20 protein-coding genes and 1 pseudogene are annotated in these 24,412 nt (G+C 34.6%); 4 read left to right on the top strand and 17 right to left on the bottom strand.

Annotation, left to right across the window (positions count from 1 at the left end; all coding sequences use genetic code 11):
- Positions 1 to 450: 450 nt before the first annotated feature.
- Positions 451 to 1,320 carry a Cof-type HAD-IIB family hydrolase gene (locus JM172_RS09330; RefSeq protein ID WP_214481927.1) on the top strand — a complete coding sequence of 290 codons (870 nt, stop codon included), beginning with the start codon at positions 451 to 453 and terminating at the stop codon, positions 1,318 to 1,320.
- A 67-nt stretch (positions 1,321 to 1,387) separates the two neighbouring features.
- Here the strand turns inward: JM172_RS09330 and JM172_RS09325 are convergent, their stop codons facing one another.
- The 6 genes from JM172_RS09325 to JM172_RS09300 form a co-directional block, all read right to left on the bottom strand.
- Complete coding sequence (locus JM172_RS09325; RefSeq protein WP_214481926.1) at positions 1,388 to 2,374, bottom strand: alpha/beta fold hydrolase; 987 nt, start codon at positions 2,372 to 2,374, stop codon at positions 1,388 to 1,390.
- 683 nt (positions 2,375 to 3,057) lie between these two features.
- The gene (locus JM172_RS09320; RefSeq protein ID WP_214481925.1) at positions 3,058 to 4,845 is read right to left on the bottom strand and encodes a S9 family peptidase; all 1,788 of its coding nucleotides are present in this window, start codon (positions 4,843 to 4,845) and stop codon (positions 3,058 to 3,060) included.
- Between the two features lie 388 nt (positions 4,846 to 5,233).
- A complete protein-coding gene (gene queD / locus JM172_RS09315) occupies positions 5,234 to 5,713 on the bottom strand; it encodes a 6-carboxytetrahydropterin synthase QueD (RefSeq protein WP_214481924.1) in 480 nt (159 codons plus the stop codon).
- Positions 5,714 to 5,950: 237 nt separating this feature from the next.
- Positions 5,951 to 6,226, bottom strand: coding sequence for an HU family DNA-binding protein (locus JM172_RS09310; protein ID WP_214481923.1), 276 nt, complete (start codon positions 6,224 to 6,226; stop codon positions 5,951 to 5,953).
- A gap of 103 nt (positions 6,227 to 6,329) precedes the next feature.
- Positions 6,330 to 7,514 (bottom strand): acyl-CoA dehydrogenase family protein, encoded by a 1,185-nt coding sequence (locus JM172_RS09305; protein WP_214481921.1) that lies wholly within the window; start codon positions 7,512 to 7,514, stop codon positions 6,330 to 6,332.
- 480 nt (positions 7,515 to 7,994) lie between these two features.
- Positions 7,995 to 8,789: a DUF3298 and DUF4163 domain-containing protein gene (locus JM172_RS09300; RefSeq protein ID WP_214481920.1), complete on the bottom strand. Its 795-nt coding sequence runs from the start codon at positions 8,787 to 8,789 to the stop codon at positions 7,995 to 7,997.
- 167 nt (positions 8,790 to 8,956) lie between these two features.
- Between JM172_RS09300 and JM172_RS25145 the strand changes: the two genes are divergently transcribed.
- Positions 8,957 to 9,088: a hypothetical protein gene (locus tag JM172_RS25145; RefSeq protein WP_284730445.1), complete on the top strand. Its 132-nt coding sequence runs from the start codon at positions 8,957 to 8,959 to the stop codon at positions 9,086 to 9,088.
- Positions 9,089 to 9,388: 300 nt separating this feature from the next.
- Here JM172_RS25145 and JM172_RS09295 read toward each other — a convergent pair whose 3' ends face one another.
- A complete protein-coding gene (locus JM172_RS09295; RefSeq protein ID WP_352223206.1) occupies positions 9,389 to 10,228 on the bottom strand; it encodes an alpha/beta fold hydrolase in 840 nt (279 codons plus the stop codon).
- Between the two features lie 494 nt (positions 10,229 to 10,722).
- On the opposite strand from JM172_RS09295, the gene JM172_RS09290 reads away from it, so the two are divergent.
- Positions 10,723 to 10,983 (top strand): phospholipase, encoded by a 261-nt coding sequence (locus JM172_RS09290; protein WP_214482197.1) that lies wholly within the window; start codon positions 10,723 to 10,725, stop codon positions 10,981 to 10,983.
- Positions 10,984 to 11,212: 229 nt separating this feature from the next.
- Here the strand turns inward: JM172_RS09290 and JM172_RS09285 are convergent, their stop codons facing one another.
- From JM172_RS09285 to pflB, 6 genes are all read right to left on the bottom strand, one after another.
- Positions 11,213 to 12,814, bottom strand: coding sequence for a glycoside hydrolase family 43 protein (locus tag JM172_RS09285; protein ID WP_214481919.1), 1,602 nt, complete (start codon positions 12,812 to 12,814; stop codon positions 11,213 to 11,215).
- 27 nt (positions 12,815 to 12,841) lie between these two features.
- Positions 12,842 to 13,867 (bottom strand): Gfo/Idh/MocA family protein, encoded by a 1,026-nt coding sequence (locus JM172_RS09280; RefSeq protein WP_214481918.1) that lies wholly within the window; start codon positions 13,865 to 13,867, stop codon positions 12,842 to 12,844.
- Positions 13,868 to 14,018: 151 nt separating this feature from the next.
- On the bottom strand, positions 14,019 to 14,804 hold the full coding sequence (locus JM172_RS09275) for a DsrE/DsrF/DrsH-like family protein (RefSeq protein WP_214481917.1): 786 nt from the start codon (positions 14,802 to 14,804) through the stop codon (positions 14,019 to 14,021).
- Positions 14,750 to 16,492, bottom strand: a complete 1,743-nt coding sequence (locus JM172_RS09270; RefSeq protein WP_214481916.1) for a CoA-disulfide reductase — start codon at positions 16,490 to 16,492, stop codon at positions 14,750 to 14,752. The genes JM172_RS09275 and JM172_RS09270 overlap by 55 nt, the downstream gene beginning before the upstream one ends.
- A gap of 438 nt (positions 16,493 to 16,930) precedes the next feature.
- Positions 16,931 to 17,659 (bottom strand): pyruvate formate-lyase-activating protein, encoded by a 729-nt coding sequence (gene pflA, locus JM172_RS09265; RefSeq protein WP_214481915.1) that lies wholly within the window; start codon positions 17,657 to 17,659, stop codon positions 16,931 to 16,933.
- Positions 17,660 to 17,664: 5 nt separating this feature from the next.
- The gene (gene pflB, locus JM172_RS09260; RefSeq protein ID WP_483297249.1) at positions 17,665 to 19,911 is read right to left on the bottom strand and encodes a formate C-acetyltransferase; all 2,247 of its coding nucleotides are present in this window, start codon (positions 19,909 to 19,911) and stop codon (positions 17,665 to 17,667) included.
- A gap of 366 nt (positions 19,912 to 20,277) precedes the next feature.
- On the opposite strand from pflB, the gene JM172_RS09255 reads away from it, so the two are divergent.
- Positions 20,278 to 20,508, top strand: a complete 231-nt coding sequence (locus tag JM172_RS09255) for a YjcZ family sporulation protein (protein WP_214481913.1) — start codon at positions 20,278 to 20,280, stop codon at positions 20,506 to 20,508.
- A 94-nt stretch (positions 20,509 to 20,602) separates the two neighbouring features.
- On the opposite strand, the gene purU is transcribed toward JM172_RS09255, so the two are convergent.
- The 4 genes and pseudogenes from purU to JM172_RS09235 all read right to left on the bottom strand — a co-directional run.
- Entirely contained in the window at positions 20,603 to 21,502 is a 900-nt protein-coding gene (gene purU, locus JM172_RS09250) for a formyltetrahydrofolate deformylase (protein WP_214481912.1), read from the bottom strand.
- A gap of 430 nt (positions 21,503 to 21,932) precedes the next feature.
- The gene (locus tag JM172_RS09245; RefSeq protein WP_214481911.1) at positions 21,933 to 22,427 is read right to left on the bottom strand and encodes a GNAT family N-acetyltransferase; all 495 of its coding nucleotides are present in this window, start codon (positions 22,425 to 22,427) and stop codon (positions 21,933 to 21,935) included.
- 867 nt (positions 22,428 to 23,294) lie between these two features.
- Positions 23,295 to 24,230: an ABC transporter ATP-binding protein gene (locus JM172_RS09240; RefSeq protein WP_214481910.1), complete on the bottom strand. Its 936-nt coding sequence runs from the start codon at positions 24,228 to 24,230 to the stop codon at positions 23,295 to 23,297.
- A gap of 6 nt (positions 24,231 to 24,236) precedes the next feature.
- Positions 24,237 to 24,412: pseudogene (locus JM172_RS09235) on the bottom strand (ABC transporter ATP-binding protein); the annotation flags it as partial.

Here is a 24,412-nt window from a genome sequence, read left to right as displayed (position 1 = left end):
TTATAATAGTTAGCGAAGAAAAGAGCCACGACCGTGTTGTGTACGTGTTTTCTTCTTAATACTAAAAACAACTATTATTGCTAAGCCATTTATAAGGCTCTTTGCATATACTTTGTTGTTATTTTTGCAAAATTATTATAAAAAAAATTTAATACACTCGACATCTTTTTCGGAAGAAAAAGATGCCACGAACACAAGTTTTGTCTGTGTTTACTTCTTCACACGAACAACAACTATCATTACGAACAACCATTTATAAGACTCTTTTCTTATACTTTGTTGTTTTTGTCACCAAATTATCATAGTAAGAAAGGATTTAATACGTTTGACATCTTTTTTCAGAGAAAAGATGCCACCTAATTTAGTCGTATACGTTTTTAATTTTTTGTACGAAAGATAACATTCTATACAATAGCAGCCATTCATATAGAATTCAGGAGGAGAAGGGGCATGAAATTACTTGCAATAGATCTTGATGGCACCCTACTAAATCATAAGAAGAATATTAGTAAAGTAAACTTAGCTGCAATTAAAGATGCTCAGGACAATGGTGTAGAAGTTATCATTGCAACAGGAAGAGCATATTTTGATGCCCATAAAATATGTAGAGACGCTGAGTTATCAACAAAGATCATTAGTTCAAATGGGGCGATGATTCATACAGAAAAAGGTGAACTACTGCATTCATTTGCTATGGAAAATAACGTAGTTGAACGAAGTATCAAGTTTCTAGAAGACACCGAACTCTATTACGAGGTTACAACAGATAACAGAATATATACTCCACATCGTTGTCGTGATGTTTTGGCTATCGAGGTAGACCGTTTAACAAGTGCAAACCCAGAAATAAGTAAAGAAAAACTTCTTGCCGATACGCAAAAACAATTTACTCAAACAGGCTTTACGTTTGTTAATCACTATCAAGATATTCTTCATACAAATGAAGCATTTTATAACATCCTTGCTTTTTCCTTAGATGAGGAAAAGCGACAACAAGGATGGGCTTATTTCACAGAACAAGAAAACCTCACTGTTGTTTCATCAGCAGATAATAATTTTGAACTTCAACATCATGAAGCATCTAAAGGAAATGCAGTACAGCTTGTGGCAAATATGCTAAACATTCCACTTAGCGAAACAGTAGCAATTGGAGATAGCCATAACGATTTGTCGATGCTTAAAAAGGTTGGATATAGTGTTGCAATGGGAAACGCAAAACAAGAGATTAAAGATATTTGTCATATGACGACATTACTTAATGATGAGCATGGTGTCGCACATGCCATTATTCATAAGATTAACGAAAAAATATCATTATAAATACAGCTTAGAACAACTGACCGGCGTAACCATAGGGCGTCACGGTCAGTTGTTTTCGTTATCACTATTATTTTGTTGCTTGCATACACACTTCGTAAAATTTATCTGGCTCTTCAAAATTGGGTGAATGAGCTGATTTTTCAAACCACACGAGTTCTTTTTTTGGCGCTTTTAAATGCTCATAATATTCTTCAGCAAGCTCAAACGGTGTAGTGTAGTCATAACGTCCAACACAAATATACACTGGTACTTTCATTTCATCCACTTCGCTTAGTAAATCCATCGCCATCAGCTCATCCCATAGCTTACTGTTGGAAAAAGAAAATTTATTATATCTCATAAAGCGTAGCCAATCTACAATAGAATATTCTCTATAAGATGCCGATTTACGCATGGACTTAATCATGGTAGATCCATGAACAGCACCACCAAATTTATCTAACCACTTTCTCTGAATAACGATGTCAGTAAATTTATCATATGGTGGATATCCAATTTTTTCTAACTGCTTCTGTGCCTTGCTATTCTTTGTTCTATGAGCCTTCTCAAGTGTAAAACGATAAGAGATTTCTTCATTTTTCACCATATTCACAAATTGACCAACACCGATATATGCATGTATTAGCTCAGGGTGCTTCTTGACAAATAACGATCCTAATAGACTTCCCCAGGAATGCCCGACTAAGTATAATTTCTTTTGATTAAATCTCTGAAGAAGTAATACTACTAACTCGTGTACATCTGAGAGGAATTGGCTAATATTTAAACTGTCAATTTGAATTTCTTTTGAGTAAGATTTTCCTGCACCCCTTTGATCCCAGTTCACGACTACAAAATCTTCCTCTAGCTTTTGCTGAAGTTTTGGAGCATACCCTATTTGAGCAGCACCAGGTCCCCCGTGTAAAAAAAGTATTAGCGGTTTATGTTTATTTTTTCCCCTTATAAGAATGCATTGTTCGACTCCACCGATCCTAATCATTTCCAACGAAGCAATACTATCTTGAATAATTTGTTTGTTAGCATCAATAAAATTTGGCGTTTTTGCTTTTAACATTTTAATTTATCCTCCCTTACGCTACGTAGTTAGGTATTGTACATAAATGTCTTTGACTATTATCTTTAAATAATATGCTAAATAATTCCAAAGATAAACTAGCTTCAGAATGAGTTTAATTCATCCTATAGGCTGATTAGCAATTAACTAAAAGATATATAGTTTTTTCTAGAAGAAATATAGCTATTGTAATTGTTCAAATTGGTGAATGTGGAAACACTACAGCAATTTATGATGCACTAAGCTCTAGAAGAGATTAGTAGAATAGTGGGGTTTACATAATAAGTAGCTGATCAATAGAAAGAATATTTAAAATCAAGTATGAAAATACGAAGTAAAACGAGTTTTAAAGCTAGATGGAGAGATACTTATTTTTGATAAGTTCGCTCCAAAGGGAAAGTAACTTTCTATATTAATACAAATACTTAGACACTTTATACAAAGGTTAGGTACTGATATTGGAAGGGACTTTAACAAGTTTTACGACAACACATTGAAATTCATCGCAAGAAGTTATATTTAAATATCAAAAAAGATGTGAAGAAAAGTGTAGTTTGTGAAAAATTAAAATCCTACCCATTTTGTTTTTTCACAAAATGAGTAGGATTTTGGTTTGTTTGACTTAAGTCCGTTTCTATACCGTAGAACTTAATTCCATAATGGTATGAAGGATTATGCTACCCTTACATATGTTTGTTAAAGAACTCACTTACAGCTCTGTACACCTTAAGCTCATTTTCCTTTTTAGAAAAACCGTGCCCTTCATCTTCTAAAACAATATACTCGACTTCTCGCCCTTTCTCCTGTAATGCTTGAACAATTTTATCTGACTCAGCTTTAACAACACGAGGATCATTTGCACCTTGTATGACGAGCATAGGTTTTGTCATATTTTCTAAATATGTGATCGGTGAATACTCAATTAATTTCTCTTTATCTTTTTCAGGGTCTCCTACCCACTGGTTCATAACAGGTTTCCAATGTTCTGGTACCGAATTAATGAAGGAAAACAGATCACTAGGTCCAAAAATGTCTACAACAGCTTTGAAGTATTCTGGATGTCTACCATGGAGGAGCAACGACATGTACCCTCCAAAGCTTCCACCCATAAGAAAGATTTTATCTCTTTCAGCATAGCCATTATTTATGAGAAACTCTATGCCTTCGACATTATCAAGCCGCGGTCCATGCCCCCAGTCACCTTCAACCATTTTGGTAAATTGCAAACCATAACCAGTTGATCCTCTGAAGTTTGGAGCAAATATACTAAACCCTTCATTAATAATATATTGAAACACACCTCTAAAGAATTTTCGTTCTGCAGCTTGTGGTCCTCCATGTGGCCAAAAAACTACGTGACCATTACTGTTTTCAGGCTTTGCTTTGAAAAAGAGTGATTCAATTTCCAGACCATCAAATGATTTATATTTCAGTACTAGAGGATCAACTAGCTGTTCCTCGTCTACACCTAACACTCGGTTATTAGTCAATGATACCCATTCATTTGTACCAGTCTCTTTTACATATATATTCCAAGGCTTTGTCGCAGCTGTACCTAACAAATAAATATTACCTTTTTCTGAAACTGATAGCTGTTCGACCTTTCCAACAGGAAGTTGTATTTCTTTTAATTGACTTGACTTAAGATCGTATACATATAAATGGTCTTCAACACCTTTTTCACTCACTACATATAATTGCTTTTGACTGTCATTATATTTAATAGTGTTAAAGCTTTCATCTTGTAAAGAAACCACCTTACTAAATTTTCGATTTACGATATCAAATTTTGCTATATATGAAAAATCTTCATTGTAATCAGTAAGGAAAAAGAGCTCTGAATCAGATACATAAACTACATCGTTGACCGTATGTTGATTCTCAGAATCTGGTGTTAATGAAAATAGTTCTTCATCTGTTTTTACATATGCTAACGTATGTGTATTTGAGAAATGCTTAATTAAAACCATATTTTCTTCATTTGGACTAATACCAGCTAAATATGTAGCCGCTCCATCTCCGTCTACTACTACCTTTTCTTCTCCTGAATCCATTTGATAACAGTACCCTTTTAAGTATGTTGGGTCATCCTTCGTAGAAGAATAATATAGTCTTTTCCCATCTTCTGACAAAATAGGGTTGATGTGTTGGTGCCCCTCTGCCGTTCTTAGGGGATTTAGGTGTCCACCATGAGGAGGAATCATATATAGTTGAGTATTTTCGTCCCCTTCATGATCAAATGCTGCAATAACAAACTTTCCAGCTTTGTCGTAACGAAGGTCGTGACAACTTTGATCATTAAATGTAAGCGGATAAGGAAACTGGTTAGGTAAATCCATTCCCCACAAATTGAATTTCCCACTAATGTTCGTGCTAAAAATAAGCTGACTTTCATTATTATTCACGACAAAATTTTGAATTCTGTACGCACGTAAAAACTGTTCGACATCAGGTTTCTTAAATGTTAGCATATTAATCTCCCCTTTAATAAATGTATACACATCTACTATTATAAATCTTAATAATCACACTGTCTTATAATAGAGGTTGGATTTTATCTCCGTCTAGAGAATGATTTTGAGTATAGCTTACAGTATTTTATGAATATGATCATTTATTCATCCTGAGATTCGTTCTATTGATGTGGTAAGAGTCATATCCCTCACCTGTTAAGTTACAGGCTCATCAAGAAAATCAACATAAAAGTTTCATAACACTACTCTTAATCAATTTACAAAATTTGAATGGAGATGATATATAAGAGTTTTATAAAATGCTTTCGCGTACGGGGGTTCATTTATACAGTGTAGGAGATCATGTTACTTAGCTAGATTAGTTGAATTCACATGAATAAGTACATTAATGCCTATCCTCCATCCACTCTCTTTTCGCTTCTGCAAAGCACGTAGGAGTTTCATATAAGCGAACAAACTCAACCCTAGCACCTTTCAATTTATCTTTTCTCATTTCAATTGACTCATGCATTTGCTCAAAAATCCATACAACCATGTTTTCTGCTGTAGTATTCATCGGGGGCAACATTTCATTTATATAACGATGATCTAAGAAAACTTCAATGTTATTTGTCCATATATCTTTGATTTCTCCAAAATCTATTACTAATCCTATGTCATTAACGAAACCACTTATACCAAAAACAACTTTGTATGTGTGACCGTGCAAATTTTTACACTTTCCATCATAACAATGTAAATGGTGTGCAGCATCAAACGTAAATTCTTTGCTTACTAATACACGTTTTGTATGATATTTTAGTTGACTTCTATGAATATCCTTATCAATTTTTTGAAGTTTATTAACAATATTAAATCCATACATGCTGTAAAAATCCCTTCTGATTGCATTTATTTTTTACCTCTTAAATGTTAACAAATTTTTAATTTTGCATGAATGGACAAATTGTGAACGATAAACTTAACAACCACGAACTGCAATTACTATAGCGATTCATTATATTGCTCATAAACAATTATTATTCTTATCATTCATTCACTATTTCTATCAAAAAAAGATACGTCATCTAAAAAAAGATGACGTATCTCTATGAGATCATTATTAGTTATTAACAGCTTCTTTTAATGCTTTACCTGCAACAAATGCTGGTACTTTGCTTGCAGAAATTTGAATCTCTTCACCTGTTTGGGGGTTACGCCCTTTTCTTGCAGCACGTTCACGGACGACAAAATTACCAAAACCAATTAGTTGGACCTTTTCTCCTTTAGTCAATGGCTCCTGAATTGCGTACAATACAGCATCTACTGCCTTCGCAGCATCTTTTTTGCTTAACTCCGCCTTCTCTGCTACTACATTTACTAATTCTGATTTATTCATAATCTTTCAATCTCCCTTAGTTTAATTTTTTTCACTAACATATTGCCCTAGCTTAAGGGAAAATATACGTGGTTATATAAAAACTTCCATAAACCTGTTGAATTTATTCTTTCTTTGTTGATTGTATATTCGATTCTTTATTCGTTATCTCTGAAAATGCATGCTGTGCAAGGGTTCCAATTACAGCATCATCCATTGGTGGATTATGAAGTCCTGCTCGAACATTACGATAATATCTCTCGAGTGGTCGGTCGTTAAACAAGCTTTGGGCACCTAAAATACGCATTGCCTTATCTACTACCGAGATTGCACTATTCGTCACCACATGTTTTACTGCACCTAATTCAGGAATAAGCAATTGTTTATGTTGAGATGTATCGTATCGTTCTGCAACTGAATACATAAAATGGCGTGCTTGCATAAGTTCTAGCTCCATTTCCCCTGTCATTCTTTGGATGTTTGGTAGTTCACTAATTGGTCCACTTATACTACTAGGTGAATATGTATGAGCAAAATGCAAGGCATAATTACGTGCCGCTATAGCTATACCCATATAACAGGCAGGAATATGAAGTAACCATCCATTTGCTAAACCTTTTCTTTCCCTCGTATTCCTTTCAACTAAAAATTTTTCTTCTACCTCAACTTGGTCTAAAACAAGATCATGGCTGCCAGTTCCACGCATCGACATCGTATCCCATGCTTCCTCAATTCGAACTCCAGTTGAGTCACGTGGTATTAAAAATTCACATAATTGATCATCAACAGCTGCACTAACAAGAAAGAAATCCAATGTAGGAGCCATCGTAGTAAAGGTTTTTCGTCCATTAATAATCCAGTTTGAGTTCTTTTTTTTAGCATAAGTTTGTGGTTTGCCACCCCGTGTAGGACTTCCAGTTTGCCGTTCAGTTGCAGCTCTATTAATCAGCTTTCCTTTTTTCACTTGATCACAAAGATAGGTTAACATATTATGCGCCCATCTACTTTTTTCAGTTATATCCATGACGCAACCTATATGCCAACCAATTGAGAGTGCTGTAGCTCCATCGCCTTGTGCGAGCCTTTCCTGTAGCAAAACAAGCTCATACAATGAGATATTTTGCCCCCCAAATTGTTTAGGAATCGTTAATGATGTATATCCAGCTTCCTTTAGTTGTTCAATATTGTTAAATGGAAATGTTCCATGAATATCATAATGTTTCTCACGTTTTGCAAATTCGTCTGCAAGCTTACCCACCTTGTTATACCACTCTTGTTGAAAGGGAGTTTTCACAAAATCTAAACCCATGTTGGTTCACCTCAACGTTTTTTTATGCTTTTTCATACATTTTTTTACAACTTTTGCTTAAGGGTCTTATCGTAAACTTTTGTTGCTATTATAACGAAATTTGTAACAAAAAAAGTAGCTTTATATGTTATCCACCATATTAGACAAGAAAAGACGCCAAAAACTATAGTTGTGTACGTACTTATTTCCTAATAAGTCAAACACCAATCAATGCGATAGCAACCTTGTTTATTTCATACTAATATAAGAGGTTTTATGCAAACATTATCGTTTTATAGAAAAAACACGTCAAAACTCTATGTTCAGTTTGTTTCTTAATATGATAACATCAATTAATGTAAAAGCAGCCTTTAGAATAGTTTATCAAATATAACCTTATTCTGACGGATAACCTTTTTTCAGTTCAAGTAAAAAAGCCTCTTTTCCAATAAGGCATTTAAGAGGCTTTTACGACTGTACATATTAATATATGTGATTGTTTTATTTTTTGGTACTAATTATACTTTTACCGATAGGTGTTAAGTCATTTTCGAAATCCTTAAGAGGTATTTCAAAACTTGGCAAACCTGATGAATATGATGATAATTCGTAGGCTTTAAATTGAACGACAATCGCATTGTCCTTAATAAAATAATTAAAGTTTACGTCAAGACGATCTACTGTAACTAGTGCATCTTCAAAATAACCTTCAGGTTGTTTAGAGATTTCTTCTTTAATCTTATTGTTTATTTCTTTTTGAAAATGAAAGTCTGATTTAAATAAGTCACTCACATAGATCACTTCACCTGTTTCTAAATTAAAGTTATATCCAACAATTTCTGTATTTGAGTGTGCTCCTCCAGTATATTGTGTGTATGTGACTGGTATACTGACAATCTTATCATTATTAAACGTCACTTCATAAGTTACATCACCACTAAAGCCAAATGACACTTCACCGTTAAGGTCTAAATACGTTTGGGCAAATTGATTACGCAGTCTATTTTTAAAGTCTATGATTTCATAGTCCATTATCGTATTAATTCTTTGTAATGAAGAAATATTACTTTCATTTTCAATTACTGGGATGTTAATCGTAAATGTTGAAGAAATTTCTTCTAAATTCTCGCTTGCTGTTTTATTAATAATTGCTAGATTGTTTTGATTCTTATCAGCTTTTACTAGTACTGATTCTTTTGCTTTAGCCTTTTCAGGTACTTGCATAAAGCCAGTCACTGTACCTCCTACAAGCAATGCAGACAATACAGTTGTTACTATTACTTTGTTTCGTTTCATGTTAAGTTCCCCTTTTCATTCTTTTCTCTATTTTTATCCTCCATTTCATTTTAATAGCAAAAGGAGAATGATTAGTTACAAACAAGTTACAATATTGTTTTTATAGGATCTTTTCGTGAACTTTGTTGTTATTATCACCAAATTTGTGTTATAACAAGTGGCTTTGTATGTTAGTCATCGTGTTAAGAGTAGAAAAAATGCTACGAACGCTAGTTGTGTACCTACTTAAACATAATATTCTACCAGCTAATTTAGGTATATGTAGAGAACAGCCGGTAATAAAGGTTGATGTTCGATAAAGCTTTTAACCTTGATATAAATTTTTTGCCCCCGTCGAGATTATAAGACGGAGGCAAAAATGTATTGTTAATACAATTATGTCTTTGTATGATGATAAGTTAAAAACATGATAAGTTTTATCCCTAAAAGTCATCACAATAAAAACCTCATTTTCATAACAATCCAGTGACTGTCCTTCCAAAGACTATTTTCGCATTAATTGAACCTAATAATCCTTGAGAAAAATTAATTAAAGCTCCTTTTTATTTATAAATTGAATATATTAAAGATCAATATACACCATTCGCACTAAATACAATTTATGAAAAAAATTCACGGGTGATTTCTATCATTTTTTCTGCGCACTCTACAACAGTCCAATGACCACAATTATCGATTTCTACTATTCTGGCATGAGGGATAGATTTTATCAACAAGTCTTCAATTAGAGCTGGTGTTAAAATATCATGACTACCTTGGGCTACTAGAATTGGTATATTTGACAGCAAATCTAACTTTGGTGATAAGTCAAAGTTGTTTAGTATATCCTTTCCTATCATTTCATTAACTACATGATTATTAATGGTTTCTTCTTTACGGTTTAAGGCTTCTGTATTATAAACATAATAAGGGTCTAAGATATTAAAAATTTGATCCAGAGCCGAATGATCAGTTTTTAATCTCACTTCTAATTTGGCCAATTTGTCTTTTGCCTCTTTGGACAGTTTTTTCTCTACTTCTCTTCCAAACGTTTCAAACCCTTCTTTTGTTACTCCGATTGCAGCAGTCAATAGTATTTTGTTTACTCTGTCAGGATATGTTGTTGCATATAATAATGCAAGCATTGATCCCCAAGACTCACCAAATAAGTTAAGCTTGTCATACCCTAATTTTTCACGTAGTAACTCTAGTGTGTTTACTTCATCTGCCATAGAATAATTATGTTGTTTAGATCCTTCTGATTTACCACAACCTCTTTGATCGTACAATATTAACTTAAAATCTTTCGCTAATGGGAGAATATGTGGTAAAAAGAAGCGATGTTCACTTCCAGGACCTCCATGAAGAAAAACAATCGGCTCGCCTTCACCAACACAAGTCGTATAAAAATTACTCCCATTAATCTTTATGTATTTTTCAGAATGTTTCAAACCCTTCACTTATTCCCCTCCTAAATATAGCTAACTCAAAATCAATATAAGGTTAACTTCTAGTTTTCTAATTACAAAATATTGTAATTTCTTTAGAACCGCTCTCTTTTTCGCTTTATTCCATTTATGAGCGGCACGAACTTCGAATATTCGAACTTTCTATTTTGGTTTTGATAGCCTCCACCATTTATTTACCTTTAACCTGTCCTCAGGCTATATTCTACAAAAGTTAATACATCTTTTTCATAAGGTAGTTTTCGTTTAAATTGTTGCTTTCTTGATCATCTATTCATAGATCAATATAAGAGGGTATAGTTAATTTCACTAAAAACTCTTCTTAAACTACGCATTATAACTATTTGTAACTGTTGTGTAATTTACTAGGTGAAGAAACACTCACTATAACACTTCCATTCATATACTAATTATCAAAATATTCCTTTATTAACGTAAAATATCTGATAAGTGGAAAAATTGTTGAAAGGGGGTTTACCACTGTGATTATGAGAAGGACGAGTTTGCGTCCGAGAAGGTGCCTTTTCCCTGGCTATAGATGGTGTGGACCAGGCTGTAGTGGACCTGGTGCTCCAATCAATGATGTTGATGCAGCATGTAAGGCACATGACGAATGCTACCGTATATACGGCAGAACTTATGAATGTGATTTAATGTTTGTTCGCCAACTACGCCCGAAAGTCAATCCCTATACAGAAAAAGGACGTCATGCTCAACTAATGTATAACTTTATGAAGTCTCGATTGTAAAAGTTCCACAACAAAAAAACGCTATCGTTTTGCTACTGACGATGTCTATGACATAGCTTGAATGGCGGTTTAACATACAGCGAACAACTATTTATCTCGTTTAAAAGTACCTACCTAAGAATTGAAGAAAATTAACAGATATAAAAGGGCTGCTTCTATTCAGATTCAGCCCTAATCATCGTACATGTTTACATTTTTATGTCCGGCTCACACCAAAACTATTATCAGCTTAATCATGTTCAATATACTTAAAATAATCAAAATCGGCATGCTTCTGTTGACCAGTCAAGTCTTGTACTGCCATGCCAATAAACGCCCCTGTGAAAGCTAATTCAGTAGCGGAACCATCTTCATAATTAGTGATGTAATCATCAGAAAGAATACTAGCATCCAATTCAGGACCGATTTTTTCCCATCGGACACTATCTTCCGAATAATAGAATTGTAGATTTTGGTGATCGACAGTTATTTTAAAAAATATGTTAGCCGACTCTCCAACTGAAACCTTCTGAAAACTCAGTTCATTATATCTACCCTTATCACTGCTAATCAAGCCGATATGCTTACCTAATTCTTCATCATGACTTATATATAAGTAATAGTGATTATTCGTATTATAGTAGTACACTAACCCAGCCATTTGTTGAAAATTTGTCGGGTCAAATTGCACGGCTGTCTCCGCTTCAAACGTAAATGCTTGCTGCCTTCTAGCAAGTAGACTTTGTTTATGAATTGAGTTCAGCGACTCTCTGCCTTTCATTCTTAAATAGCCTGGTCTTGTCGTCAATGAAACCCACTCCTCACTTGCAAAATCGCGCAATGCACTAAGATGGATATTCATTTGGTCTTTATTAAAGTGATCGATTTCACATTGTTCTTCCAAGTAGTGTTCAGATAATTGCGGGGCAATGACCTCAACTTTTGGGTTATTCCCTTCTTGAAGCCTTAACCAGCCATCGTCAGTCCAATACACCTTCTGTATCGCTGTCTCACGTCCTAATATACACCTCATTTGTGGCTTAAGAGGACGACTACATAAATGGACGATATACCATTCATTTGATTGGGTCTTCACTAGACTGGCATGTCCGGCTTTCTGTAATAGTAAGTCAGCATGATTCCTTGACGTTAACATGGGATTTAATGGATCAACTACATACTCACCTAGTAAAGATTTCGAACGAGCAATTGTAACAGCATGCTCGTACCCTGTTCCACCTTCAGCTACCATTAAATAATAATCATCATCTTTTTTATACAGATGAGGGGCTTCAGTGCAACCAAGTTCTGTTCCTTTAAAAATTTGACGGGTTGGACCTATTAGCCTTTGCTCTTGTTCTGAATACTGTTGCATAACGATTCCATGAAAAGGATTTTTGTCCTGTCGATGATCCCACACCATATTTAGTAGCCATTTCTTTCCGTCATCATCATGAAACAATGATGGGTCGAACCCACTACTATTCAAATAAACGGGCTCTGACCATGGACCCATAATGTCCTTTGCAGTAATGAGGTAATTATGTGTATCTTTATATGCCCCAGTTAAGCTTTTTACGTTTGTGTATACAAGATAAAATACTCCGTTTGCATAACTAAGGCAAGGAGCCCATACGCCACCCGAATCGGGATTTCCAATCATGTTCAATTGACTTTTGCGTGTTAAAGGATGAGTCAACAAGCTCCAATTTTTTAAATCCTTTGAATGATGTATTTGCACACCGGGTGTCCATTCAAATGTAGATGTAGCTATGTAATAATCCTCACCAACTCTTAAAATAGAAGGATCTGGATTAAAACCTTTTAAAATGGGGTTTGTAATCATTGACATCAATTTTTCCCTCCTATATTGTCATGGTCAAACCATAACAACTGTACGTGTCTCTGCTGATTTAACCATTGCCATAATAACTTTCAAAGAAGCTAACCCATCTTCTCCGGTAACTAATGGCTGCCTTTGGTGAATAATACTATCTACAAAGTTATCAATAACACCGCTGTTTGTATCATGATGATTTGCATCATATTGATAAGTTTGTTTTTTTCCATCAATTGTAGTTATTTCAATATCAAATTGAGGGTTGTGATTTATTTTTATGCAGCCTTTTTCAAGATGAATAATTGTACTATCATCCCCATCACCATAATAAGTCCAAGAGAAAGAAGCTGTTCCAAGAGCACCCTTTTTAGTTTTAAGAATTCCAACGATGTTATCACAAACTTCAATTGGACTTCCCTCTTCGTTCTTTTTATGAAGTGCTCCTTGAAAGGAACTTACTTCTTCGATGTCATCATTTAATAAATAACGTAAAAGATCAACCTTATGTATACCTAGATCCCCTGCTACACCAATAAATGATCTCTCTTTCTTAAAAAACCATGTTGCATTACTTTTTGTTACACCCCAATGCTCAGGGCCTTTATGACCAAAGCTTGTCTTAAATGTTAAAACTTTCCCTAAAATACCACTATGTATAAGTTCTTTAGCTTTTTTGTGAGCTTTCGTAAACCTCTGGTTTTGAGCTATCATAAGAATTTTACCTGACTCTTTTGCGGTTTTTATCATTTTTTCTGCATCACTGATTGTGTTTGCAATTGGTTTTTCACATAACACATGCTTATCATTAAGTAGTGCCTGTGTGGTTACTATATGATGAGACTCGTTAGAGGAACAATCACTAATTGCATGAATAGATGAGTCTTTAAACATTTGTTCCATCTCATCAACTACTTTTCCATTAAAGATACTGGCAAGTCTCTTTGCTCTTTCTAGATTACGATCATAAAAAAACACATCTTTCACGTGTGGATGATTCGTGTACTCTGGAGCATGACGAAATTCTGTTATAGACCCACACCCAATTATTCCAACATTCATTTTCATATACAGTCACCTCGCAACAAATAATACCATTCAATCCATAAACCGAAACCAATCTCATAACTAAAAGGGAAAAGTAACAACAATGATACTATTTTAACATATAAGAAACTGACCCCAGGTGTCGCAATAAAACACCTGAGGTCAGTTCCCATTATATAAATAAATTTATATTTGATTCTTCAGCTTTACCTAAATATGTTGCAACGCCACCGATTTGAATACCGTCAATAAGTTCTTCTTGATGAATACCCATAACATCCATACTCATAGAACATACAATCATGTCAACTCCTAACTCCATCGCTGTATGCATAAGCGTTCCTAAATTATCAATATTTTTATTTTCCATGACCCTTTGTATCAGTTTTACACCTAGGCCACCCATATTCATATTTGATAGGGGTAATTTATTTGGTCCCGCAGGCATCATCGCTCCAAACATTTTACTCATAAAATCTTTATCTTTTTTCTGTGATATCGTTTTTCTTAAGATATTGAGCCCCCAAAAGGTAAAGAACATCGTCACTTTTTTCCCCATCGCAACAGCTCCAGTCGCAATGATAAATGAAGCAATCGCTTTGTCATAGTCTTGATCAAAGACGATTAAAGTTACACCTTTTTCTTCTGAATGAATAGGAAGCTGAGGTGTTGAACTCATGTCTGTATGACCTTTTCCTTTTTGGATGAAAACGGAGTATTCAGTATCGTTTTGTAATTTGGATAAAAAGGTGTTACCAGTTTTGTCACACCATTCCTCAATATCTCTAGAGAAGCCTGGATCTTTTACTTTGATTTCTAAAATTTCACCTGGATTCATCATATCCATTCGTTTAAATACTTCAGTAATTGGGCCCGGGCATTGTAAACCTATACAATTAAGCTCTATTGTTGGTCTATCGTCTTTTTTTTTATCAAAATATGATCGTTGTCGGTACATACTTTGTCATTTTTCACATTGTTATTACTGCGTCCTTTTTTATCTCTTTCGTAATAACAGTATGTTTTATAGCCACCACTTAAATTGTATGCATCGAATCCATGTTGCTGTAGAATACGAGTCGCTAAATAACCACGTAACCCTACTTGACATGTGATATAAATTGGTTTATCTTTCGGTAATTCTGCTAATTGTTCTCGCAAGTCCCCCAGTGGAATATTCGCGGAGCCTTCAATATCTCCAAGCTCCAATTCCATCGGTTCACGAACGTCAATTAAATACCCTCCGTCATTAATAATTTTATCTATTTGGTCAAAATGAACAACTTTCAACTCTTTATCTACTACATTAGTTGCTACATATCCTAACATATTGACTGGATCCTTGGCTGAAGAGTACGGAGGTGCATAAGCTAGCTCTAAATCTGGTAAATCATGAACATACAATCCACCTTTAATGGCTGTAGCAATTACGTCAATTCTTTTCTCAACTCCATTAATACCCACGCCTTGCACCCCAAATATTTTTCCACTGTTAGGATCAAAAGTCATTTTAAGTGAAACGGGACTTCCTCCAGGATAATAACTTGCATTAGAGTTTGGATGTACGTGCACAGCTTCGAAAGTAATGTTCAAATGTTTTAATGTTTTTGCATTATTCCCCGTTACTGCTACAGTTAAGTCAAACACTTTGGCAACTGCAGTTCCTAAAGTGCCTTTGTAAGCAACATTTAAACCATAAATATGATCAGCAGCTAAACGGCCTTGACGATTAGCAGGCCATGCTAGCGGAACCATTGTTGCTGTGCCTAATAAATAATCCTTCACTTCAATTGCATCACCAATTGCATATATATTTTTATCAGTTGTTTGAAGGTGCTCATTAACTACAATGCCACCGCGTTTTCCTACTTCTAATCCAGATTCAATGGCAAGTTCATTCTCTGCTTGAACACCAATTGATAAAATGGTAATATCACTTTCTATTTCTTTACCACTGTTCAACACAATTGTTTTACCATTATTTTTGAAAGCTTTAACTCCATCCTCCAAAATGAGATTTACATTCTTGTCACGTAAATGTTCATGAACAATCGCAGCCATCTCTGGATCAAGTGGCGCCATCACTTGTTTACCGAGTTCAACTACTGTCACTTCAATGCCACGATGATGAAGGCTTTCTGCCATCTCAAGCCCGATAAACCCACCACCAACGATAACCGCTTTTTTTGGTTGTTGCTGATCTACCCACGCTTTTATGCGATCGGTGTCTGGTACATTTCGTAAAGTGAACATGTTCCTCACTTGTTCAAGACCTTCAAATGAGGGAACTATTGGTCTTGCTCCTGGAGATAAGATCAGCTTGTCATATGTTTCTTGATACTTTTTACCAGTTTGTACTTGTTGTACCGTTACAGTTTTTTCTTCACGGTTGATTTTTACCACTTCTGAAAAATTTCGAATATCTAGGTTAAACTTCTTACTCATCCCCTCAACAGTTTGAACGAGAAGACTGTCCCTCTGCGGAATCACTTCACTAATATGATAAGGTAAACCACAGTTTGCGAAAGATATATATTCTCCACGTTCAAACATGATAATTTCTGCATTTTCATCTAATCTTCGTAACCTTGCTGCTGCTGTTGCTCCACCTGCAACTCCACCGACTATCACTATTTTCTTTTTCATTGTCATCCTCCTCAATTACCTATATGGGTATATAATTCATTAAAAAATATACTTGCTCAACATTTCACAAACAATTTGTTATTTAGTACACCTACATAATACTGTATACATAGTGTGATTGTCAATATACCCCTGTATGTATATTTTGTGACATCTTTTTTAACTTTGTTTTATTGTTAGTGTAGCAGTCAGTTTTGACAGAGTTTGGGTCAATAAATATTTTATGGGTCAAATTTCATATATTTATCGGTCAATTCTTAATCTTTATGGGTCAATTCCACACATTTATCGGTCAATTCTTAATCTTTGTGGGTCAATTCCACACATTTATGGGTCAAATTTCAAGCTTTATGGATCAATTGCACATATTTATCCCCCAACTAACGTCATCATCATAAAAAGAAGTAACACGATGTTTAGTGTTACTTCTTTTTTTAATCATTTCATAAGTGTAGGTGAGTACGATGTAACTATTTTGTATGCTTTGTCAACCTCTTCGGCTGAAGGTGGATTTGTATCAATTAATTCATTGTCCAAACAAAGTGCTTTCCATTTATATTCACCCATTTTATGATAAGGTAGTATTTCTACCTTTTCAACATTCGATAACGTACCTATAAATTGTCCAAGTCGGTCTAAATCTTGTTCCTGATCTGTATACCCTGGAACGAGCACATGCCTAACCCATATAGGAATTCCCTTATCATTTAAACGGTTTGCAAATGAAATCGTATTTTTATTAGATAAACCTGTAATGTCTTGATGTTTTTGTTCGTCTATATGTTTAATATCCAGAAGAACAAGGTCAGTTAAATCTAAGATCTCGTCTATATTTGCAGGTATTACAGATCCCGCTGTATCTAATGCTGTATGAATGCCCAGTGCTTTACATTTCTTAAATAAATCAATGATAAAATCAGCTTGAACTAGTGGTTCTCCACCACTTACAGTAACACCACCATTTGAAAAACTCATATAGGACATATATTTTTTTATATCTTCAATTAAGTCATTCGTATCTTCTTCTTTACCTCCAGCTACTTTCCAAGTATCTGGGTTGTGGCAATAAATACAACGTAACGGACAGCCTTGTGTGAATACGATATAACGCAATCCTGGTCCATCTACTGTACCACAAGTTTCAACTGAGTGAATTCGTCCTTTCATGCTGATCACATACTTTCATGGAATGTTCTATTAATTACGTCTATCTGTTGCTCACGAGTTAATTTAATAAAGTTTACGGCATAGCCAGAGACACGAATCGTTAATTGTGGATATTTTTCTGGATGCTCCATTGCATCTAGTAATTGCTCTCTTTCAAATACATTTACATTAATATGATGTCCCTCTTGTCTCATATAACCATCTAAAATCGAAACAAGGTTACTTATTCTCGTGTCAGCTTCTTTTCCGAGAGATTTTGGAACCATTGAAAAAGTACAGGAGATTCCATCTAAACAGTCATCGTAAGGAAGCTTAGCTACTGAATTCAGCGAAGCTAATGCACCTTTTTTATCACGTCCATGTAAAGGGTTTGCTCCTGGTGCAAATGGTTCACCAGCTTTTCTACCATCAGGAGTTGTACCTGTTTTTTTACCATACACCACATTTGATGTGATCGTTAAAATGGATTGAGTAGGCAGTGAATTTCGATAAGTCGGGTGCTGGCGTAACTTATTCATGAAATTCTCAACTAACTCTGTTGCAATTGAATCAACTCGATCATCATCGTTTCCGAACTGAGGGTAGTCACCTTCGATTTCAAAATCTACAGCGATTCCATATTCATTTCTAATTGGACGCACTTTTGCATACTTAATGGCACTTAATGAATCTGCTACAACAGACAACCCAGCAATACCACATGCCATCGTTCGTAATATTTCTTCATCATGTAGAGCCATTTCAATCCGTTCGTATGAATATTTATCATGCATATAGTGAATTACATTTAATGTATTCATGTATAATTTTGCAAGCCAATCTAGCATCTTATCATATTTTTCAAACACTTCGTCATAACCTAGAATATCTGCTTTGATCGGTTCAAAGTTAGGTCCCACTTGCACACCTAACTTTTCATCAATCCCACCATTGATTGCATATAATAAAGCTTTCGCTAAATTCGCACGAGCCCCAAAAAATTGCATTTGCTTACCGATTTTCATGGCAGACACACAACATGCAATCCCATAGTCATCACCATATTCTTCACGCATTAGATCATCATTTTCGTATTGAATGGAGCTTGTTTTAATAGACATTTTAGAGCAATAACGCTTGAAATGTTCCGGTAGCTCTGTGGACCATAATACTGTTAAATTCGGCTCAGGAGCTGGTCCTAAATTATCTAACGTATGCAAAAATCTAAATGATGTTTTCGACACAAGGGGACGTCCATCTAAACCCATGCCACCAATTGATTCTGTGACCCACGTTGGATCACCGCTAAATAATTCGTTGTAATCTGGCGTACGTAAAAATTGAACCATCCGTAGCTTCATAACAAAATGATCAACTGTCTCTTGTATCTCTGACTCAGTCATCGTTCCATTATTCAATTCTCTTTCAAAATAAATATCTAAAAATGTTGAGACGCGCCCTAGACTCATAGCAGCACCATTTTGTTCTTTTATCGCAGCAAGATAGGCAAAATACAACCATTGAATTGCTTCGCGTGCATTTTTGGCAGGCTTAGAAATGTCAAATCCATAAGAAGCTGCCATATCCTTCAGTTCTTGTAATGCCCTAAACTGTTCAGAAATTTCTTCACGATCACGAATCACTGCGTCACTCATCATATTATTTTCAAGTTGGGCATGGGCTTTTCTTTTTTCATCCATTAAGCGATCTACACCGTATAAAGCTACTCGACGGTAGTCACCGATAATTCGCCCTCTCCCATATGCATCAGGTAGTCCAGTAATGATCCCAGCTTTTCGAGCCTTTCTCATTTCAGGAGTATACACATCAAATACTCCTTGGTTATGGGTTTTGCGGTACTCAGTAAAAATTTTCTCTACTTCTGGTTCAAGCGTAAATCCATATGCGTTACATGCATCCTTCACCATTCGAATACCACCGAATGGTTGTATAGAGCGCTTTAGCGGTGCATCAGTTTGTAAACCAACAACACTTTCTAAATCTTTATTTATATATCCTGGCCTATGAGAAGTAATGGTAGATACTGTTTTAGTATCAACATCCAGTACACCACCATTTTTTCGTTCTTTTTTCGTTAACTCTAAAACTTCTTCCCATAAGCTAGATGTTTTTGCTGTTGGTAGAGCAAGAAAATCTTCATTACCTGTATATGGTGTCACATTATTTTGAATAAAGTCTCTTACATCAATGGCATGCATCCAATTTCCTTCGTTAAAATTCTCCCATGCAGTTTCTTTTATCATTGTGCTCATTTTGTCCATGTTAACTTCCTCCATTATTATCATTAAATTTTCATTAAAGCGATTTCATTTGTGAATTGTTTCACAACTCAGAGTAAGAAAATAAGAATTAATTGTTTATTTATTACCAATTATACTATTAATATGGTGTATATGACGGATCGTTATTGACGACATTGTGAATTTTTTCACGGATTAATTGTATTGACATGGAAGAAATTAGAGGTTGTAGCAGTTAGATAATTCGACTTAATACTATATAAATATTCAACATGTTGTAATGAAGGATCATCAATAAAATATAAATAATCTGTATTCTTATAGACAATTTGCCCATTCTTTCATACACATATATGGAGAAGAAAGGGAGGTTAGTTTATGCATAATTATGGGGGAGCTCAAGGATATACTGGATACAACTACGGGGCTGTACCTGATGTTAGACACTCTGCCTACAGATACGGCTACGAGAGAGGTTGTACAAATTCTGCACCCTGTTACAATCAACCTGTCCTTGTTGGTGACTCAGTGGGTACTGGGTTTGCGTTAATTCTTGTGTTATTTATACTACTGGTTGTCATACTTGCAACAGTAGTCAAAGCTATTTAACAACATTTTGAGGAGAGGTGCTGATTCTCACCTCTCTCTATAATAACAACCTTAACATTCATATGTAGTCAACTACGTTAACTACTACAAAATTTTAAAATACAATGGTTTTGTTTTTGTAAACAATCACTCGATCTTCTAGGTGCCATTTAACTGCTAGAGCAAGAACACTTCTTTCAATAGAACTGCCTATTTTCTTCAAGGACTCAACATTATCACGGTGGTTTACTCTCATAATATCTTGCTCGATGATCGGTCCTTCATCAAGGTCATTCGTAACATAGTGGGATGTAGCTCCAATGAGCTTTACACCTCTTTGGTATGCTCTGTCATACGGTCTTGCTCCGACAAATGCTGGTAAGAACGAATGATGGATGTTAATGATTTGATTAGGATATGATTCAACAAATTCTGATGTCAATATTTGCATATATCTAGCTAATATTATCAGATCTACCTCATACTCTTTTAACAATTGAAGCTGAGTACTTTCTACCTCTTTCCTATTGTCTTTACTTGCAGGGATATAATAGAAAGGTATATCTAAAGATTCGACTATTTCCCTTGCATCTTCATGATTACTAATGACTAACGCAATATTCGTCATCAAATCTCTATTTTGCCATTCCCATAAAAGTTCCTGCAGACAATGAAGCTCCTTAGAAACGAAAATGGCTGTTTTCTTTAATTCATGAACGAATGTAAGTTGCCACTCCATGGAAAATTGATCAGCAATGCTTTGGAACTGCTTTTTCATAACACTCCCTTTATGCAGCAAGTCTGGACATTCAAATTCAATTCTAATAAAAAAGACGCCACCTTCTGGATTTGTTGAGTATTGACTTGATTCAATAATGTTTGCACCATGGTTAAACAAAAACTTTGAAACTGCCGCCACGATTCCTTGCTTGTCTGCACAACTAATTAAAAGTCTGCCACGGTTCTGTTGTTTTTCACTATATTGATTGAGCATATCCTGTATCGAATTGTTCATACACTTTCTCCTTTATAAAATTTATGTACTATACATGCCTAATTATTTTTAATATATTCTCATAATTCAATAAAGAATACAATGATAGTTCATAAACTTTTTTAAGGATTACAAAATACCCTAGCTAAAATAGACATATACAATTGTTATGAATTCACGGTACATAAACTACTCATAGATTCTTGTTGAGTTTGTATTGACTTCCTTATACGAAAGACATTAATGAATACGAAACAGCATTAGAAATGAAATGTATGATGATTTATAGATAGCCCTTGACAAAAAGCATAAAAGCCACGATTGAGCAATAAACTCAACAATGGCTTTACTTATATTTTATTATATCTACTTATTTGCTCAGTAATACAAATTATGAATTATTGTTGTTAATATTAATAGATAAGTTCATGTAAAGGATAGCATCTATGTGTTATAGTAACTTGTACATATAATATTCGTTCATAGGTTGACCATTTATGATTAATGAATTCACTTTTTCACCCTCAATAACAAATCCCATTTTTCTATATAAGTTAAATGCCTTTATATTGTCTTTTACTACTGTGAGTTCCAGCCTAGATATTCCTTTATCTTTAGCCCAATCGAATACACTATTAAATAGACTTGATGCTATGCCTCGTCCTTGAAAATCATCAAGTATACCTAAAACAAGATATGCGGAATGTTTCTTTCGTTTAACTTTACCTCCAAATGCACTCATAAATCCAACTAATTTATGCTCTACTTCTGCTACTAGGAATAAAGAGTTCTTTTCAGCTATAATACTTTCTATAAACTTTCTTTGTTGTTCAAGTGTTGTCGCCTTTTCCCCAGGTTCATATAACATAAATCCTGATTCATCAATTCGTTTACTTAGTTCTAAAAAGCTTTCTGCGTCGTTTACTTCAATTGGTCTGATAATCATCTTAACTCCCCTTATACCCCATAGAAAATTCAAATCCATAGTTTTGTTTATACTTATTCTTTAAGGAATGTTATCACATTCTTTTCAACCTTTCGTGTGCACATCCAAGCTTTACACCTTTTTAACTATTATTTTATAATCTATTGATAAAATATTAGCTAACATGATACCACTCCACTATGGAATATTATACCTTGAAAGGATCTTTTTTGTCAGTTAAAGGAACTAAGGCATAAAATTTAAATATAAATAACCTAACATTATTTGTTTGATGTGAGATGCATTTAAATTTTAGAAGAAACTAGTGACCCCAACCAAAACATTTATCATATAAATAGTAGTTGGTAGTCCCGTAATCTAAAGAAAATTGTTCGTTTTTCAGGGCCACTTTATAGTTAAGCTATTGTGATTTTCTCTTTTGTATTATATTGTCTAACACATTTGAATGAGAGAAAATTACTACTTATTATAAATTATACCAAATAATTCTTAATATTTACTCAATCCATGCTGTTTTCGCATTTTATTGCTGTTATTCGTACTAATAGATAAACATGGATACAACTGTAGTTTCGCGGCATCTTATCTGCTATATTATGATGAGAATCACATAAGACTTCTTTTTTACCGTGGTAATTTTGTATAATTAACAACAAAGTTTACAAAAGGGCCTTAAGGAAAAATTTAGAATTACTTAAGCAATAAGTAGAATATTAGTATCGTTAATTTTCACAATGGTATATTGCTTTTAAGATGCCATATACGCAATATGGATTGCATATACCTTAGACTGAAAAGCAGCAATCATTGGGAAAACAGCCCTTCAAAAAAGAATGACCTCTATGTAGAGATCATTCTTTTTATAAATTACGATCTGTCCTTATACAGCTTATACTCTGATTCCGAACAGTAAACATAATGCCCTTGTTTTATTTCCCTCATTGTAGGTGTCTCTTTGTCATAATTATGCTGGAGAGGATCATAAATTATTCTTTTACGAGAGCGCTCATGATCTGGATCTGGTAATGGAATTGCCGATAATAGTGATCTAGTATAAGGGTGAATTGGATCGCTATACAGTTCATCACTCATTGCTAACTCTACAATTTTCCCACGATACATTACGCCGATTCGATCGCTAATGTACTTGACCATAGATAAGTCATGCGCAATAAATAAATATGTAAGTCCTTTTTCTTTCTGAAGTTTTTTCATCAAGTTCACGACTTGGGCTTGAATAGACACATCCAACGCTGAAATAGGCTCATCTGCAATGATAAATTCTGGGTCTACTGCTAGTGCCCTTGCAATCCCTATACGTTGTCTTTGTCCACCACTGAATTCATGGGGGAAACGACTCGCATGCTCACGATTAAGTCCAACGATTTCTAATAACTCATGGACTCTATTCATCCGATCTTGTTTAGAAGAAGCGAGACCATGAATATCAATTCCTTCTGCTATAATATCAGATACTTTCATGCGTGGATTTAGTGACGCATATGGATCCTGAAAGATCATCTGCATTTTTCTATTAAAAGATTTTAATTCCTTTTTTGACTTCTTCCCGTGGACGTTCTCACCATTATAAAATACCTTACCATCTGTTGCGTTGTATAAGCGAATAATTGTCCGCCCTGTTGTAGATTTCCCACAACCAGATTCTCCAACTAAGCCAAACGTTTCACCTTTATATATATCAAAGGAAATACCATCAACAGCTTTTACTGTATTTTCTTTGCTAACTTTAAAATGTTGTTTAAGGCCTTGTATCTCCAACAGTTTTTCTTCTTTTAAGTTCATCTTCAATTACCCTCTTTCATGACTGCGTTTGAAAGATTTATAGTGCACTTTCATTCTCTTCACAATTTCAGGAGGATCAACTTTCGGTGCGCTTTCATGTAATAGCCATGTTTTTGCATAGTGAGTATTTGATACTTTAAACATCGGGGGTTCCATTTCAAAATCAATTTTCAGCGCGTATT

Source organism: Bacillus sp. SM2101 (assembly GCF_018588585.1).
In the GTDB taxonomy this organism is placed as follows: domain Bacteria; phylum Bacillota; class Bacilli; order Bacillales; family SM2101; genus Nanhaiella; species Nanhaiella sioensis.
This window is presented reverse-complemented; position numbering and strand designations above follow the sequence as displayed.

Excerpts from the sequence above, each read along its gene's own strand:
- JM172_RS09330 (WP_214481927.1), top strand. The coding sequence starts at position 451 with ATGAAATTACTTGCAATAGATCTTGATGGCACCCTACTAAATCATAAG.
- JM172_RS09325 (WP_214481926.1), bottom strand. The coding sequence starts at position 2,374 with ATGTTAAAAGCAAAAACGCCAAATTTTATTGATGCTAACAAACAAATT.
- JM172_RS09320 (WP_214481925.1), bottom strand. The coding sequence starts at position 4,845 with ATGCTAACATTTAAGAAACCTGATGTCGAACAGTTTTTACGTGCGTAC.
- queD (WP_214481924.1), bottom strand. The coding sequence starts at position 5,713 with ATGTATGGATTTAATATTGTTAATAAACTTCAAAAAATTGATAAGGAT.
- JM172_RS09310 (WP_214481923.1), bottom strand. The coding sequence starts at position 6,226 with ATGAATAAATCAGAATTAGTAAATGTAGTAGCAGAGAAGGCGGAGTTA.
- JM172_RS09305 (WP_214481921.1), bottom strand. The coding sequence starts at position 7,514 with ATGGGTTTAGATTTTGTGAAAACTCCCTTTCAACAAGAGTGGTATAAC.
- JM172_RS09300 (WP_214481920.1), bottom strand. The coding sequence starts at position 8,789 with ATGAAACGAAACAAAGTAATAGTAACAACTGTATTGTCTGCATTGCTT.
- JM172_RS25145 (WP_284730445.1), top strand. The coding sequence starts at position 8,957 with ATGTTAGTCATCGTGTTAAGAGTAGAAAAAATGCTACGAACGCTAGTT.
- JM172_RS09290 (WP_214482197.1), top strand. The coding sequence starts at position 10,723 with ATGAGAAGGACGAGTTTGCGTCCGAGAAGGTGCCTTTTCCCTGGCTAT.
- JM172_RS09285 (WP_214481919.1), bottom strand. The coding sequence starts at position 12,814 with ATGTCAATGATTACAAACCCCATTTTAAAAGGTTTTAATCCAGATCCT.
- JM172_RS09280 (WP_214481918.1), bottom strand. The coding sequence starts at position 13,867 with ATGAAAATGAATGTTGGAATAATTGGGTGTGGGTCTATAACAGAATTT.
- JM172_RS09275 (WP_214481917.1), bottom strand. The coding sequence starts at position 14,804 with ATGTACCGACAACGATCATATTTTGATAAAAAAAAAGACGATAGACCA.
- JM172_RS09270 (WP_214481916.1), bottom strand. The coding sequence starts at position 16,492 with ATGAAAAAGAAAATAGTGATAGTCGGTGGAGTTGCAGGTGGAGCAACA.
- pflA (WP_214481915.1), bottom strand. The coding sequence starts at position 17,659 with ATGAAAGGACGAATTCACTCAGTTGAAACTTGTGGTACAGTAGATGGA.
- pflB (WP_483297249.1), bottom strand. The coding sequence starts at position 19,911 with ATGAGCACAATGATAAAAGAAACTGCATGGGAGAATTTTAACGAAGGA.
- JM172_RS09255 (WP_214481913.1), top strand. The coding sequence starts at position 20,278 with ATGCATAATTATGGGGGAGCTCAAGGATATACTGGATACAACTACGGG.
- purU (WP_214481912.1), bottom strand. The coding sequence starts at position 21,502 with ATGAACAATTCGATACAGGATATGCTCAATCAATATAGTGAAAAACAA.
- JM172_RS09245 (WP_214481911.1), bottom strand. The coding sequence starts at position 22,427 with ATGATTATCAGACCAATTGAAGTAAACGACGCAGAAAGCTTTTTAGAA.
- JM172_RS09240 (WP_214481910.1), bottom strand. The coding sequence starts at position 24,230 with ATGAACTTAAAAGAAGAAAAACTGTTGGAGATACAAGGCCTTAAACAA.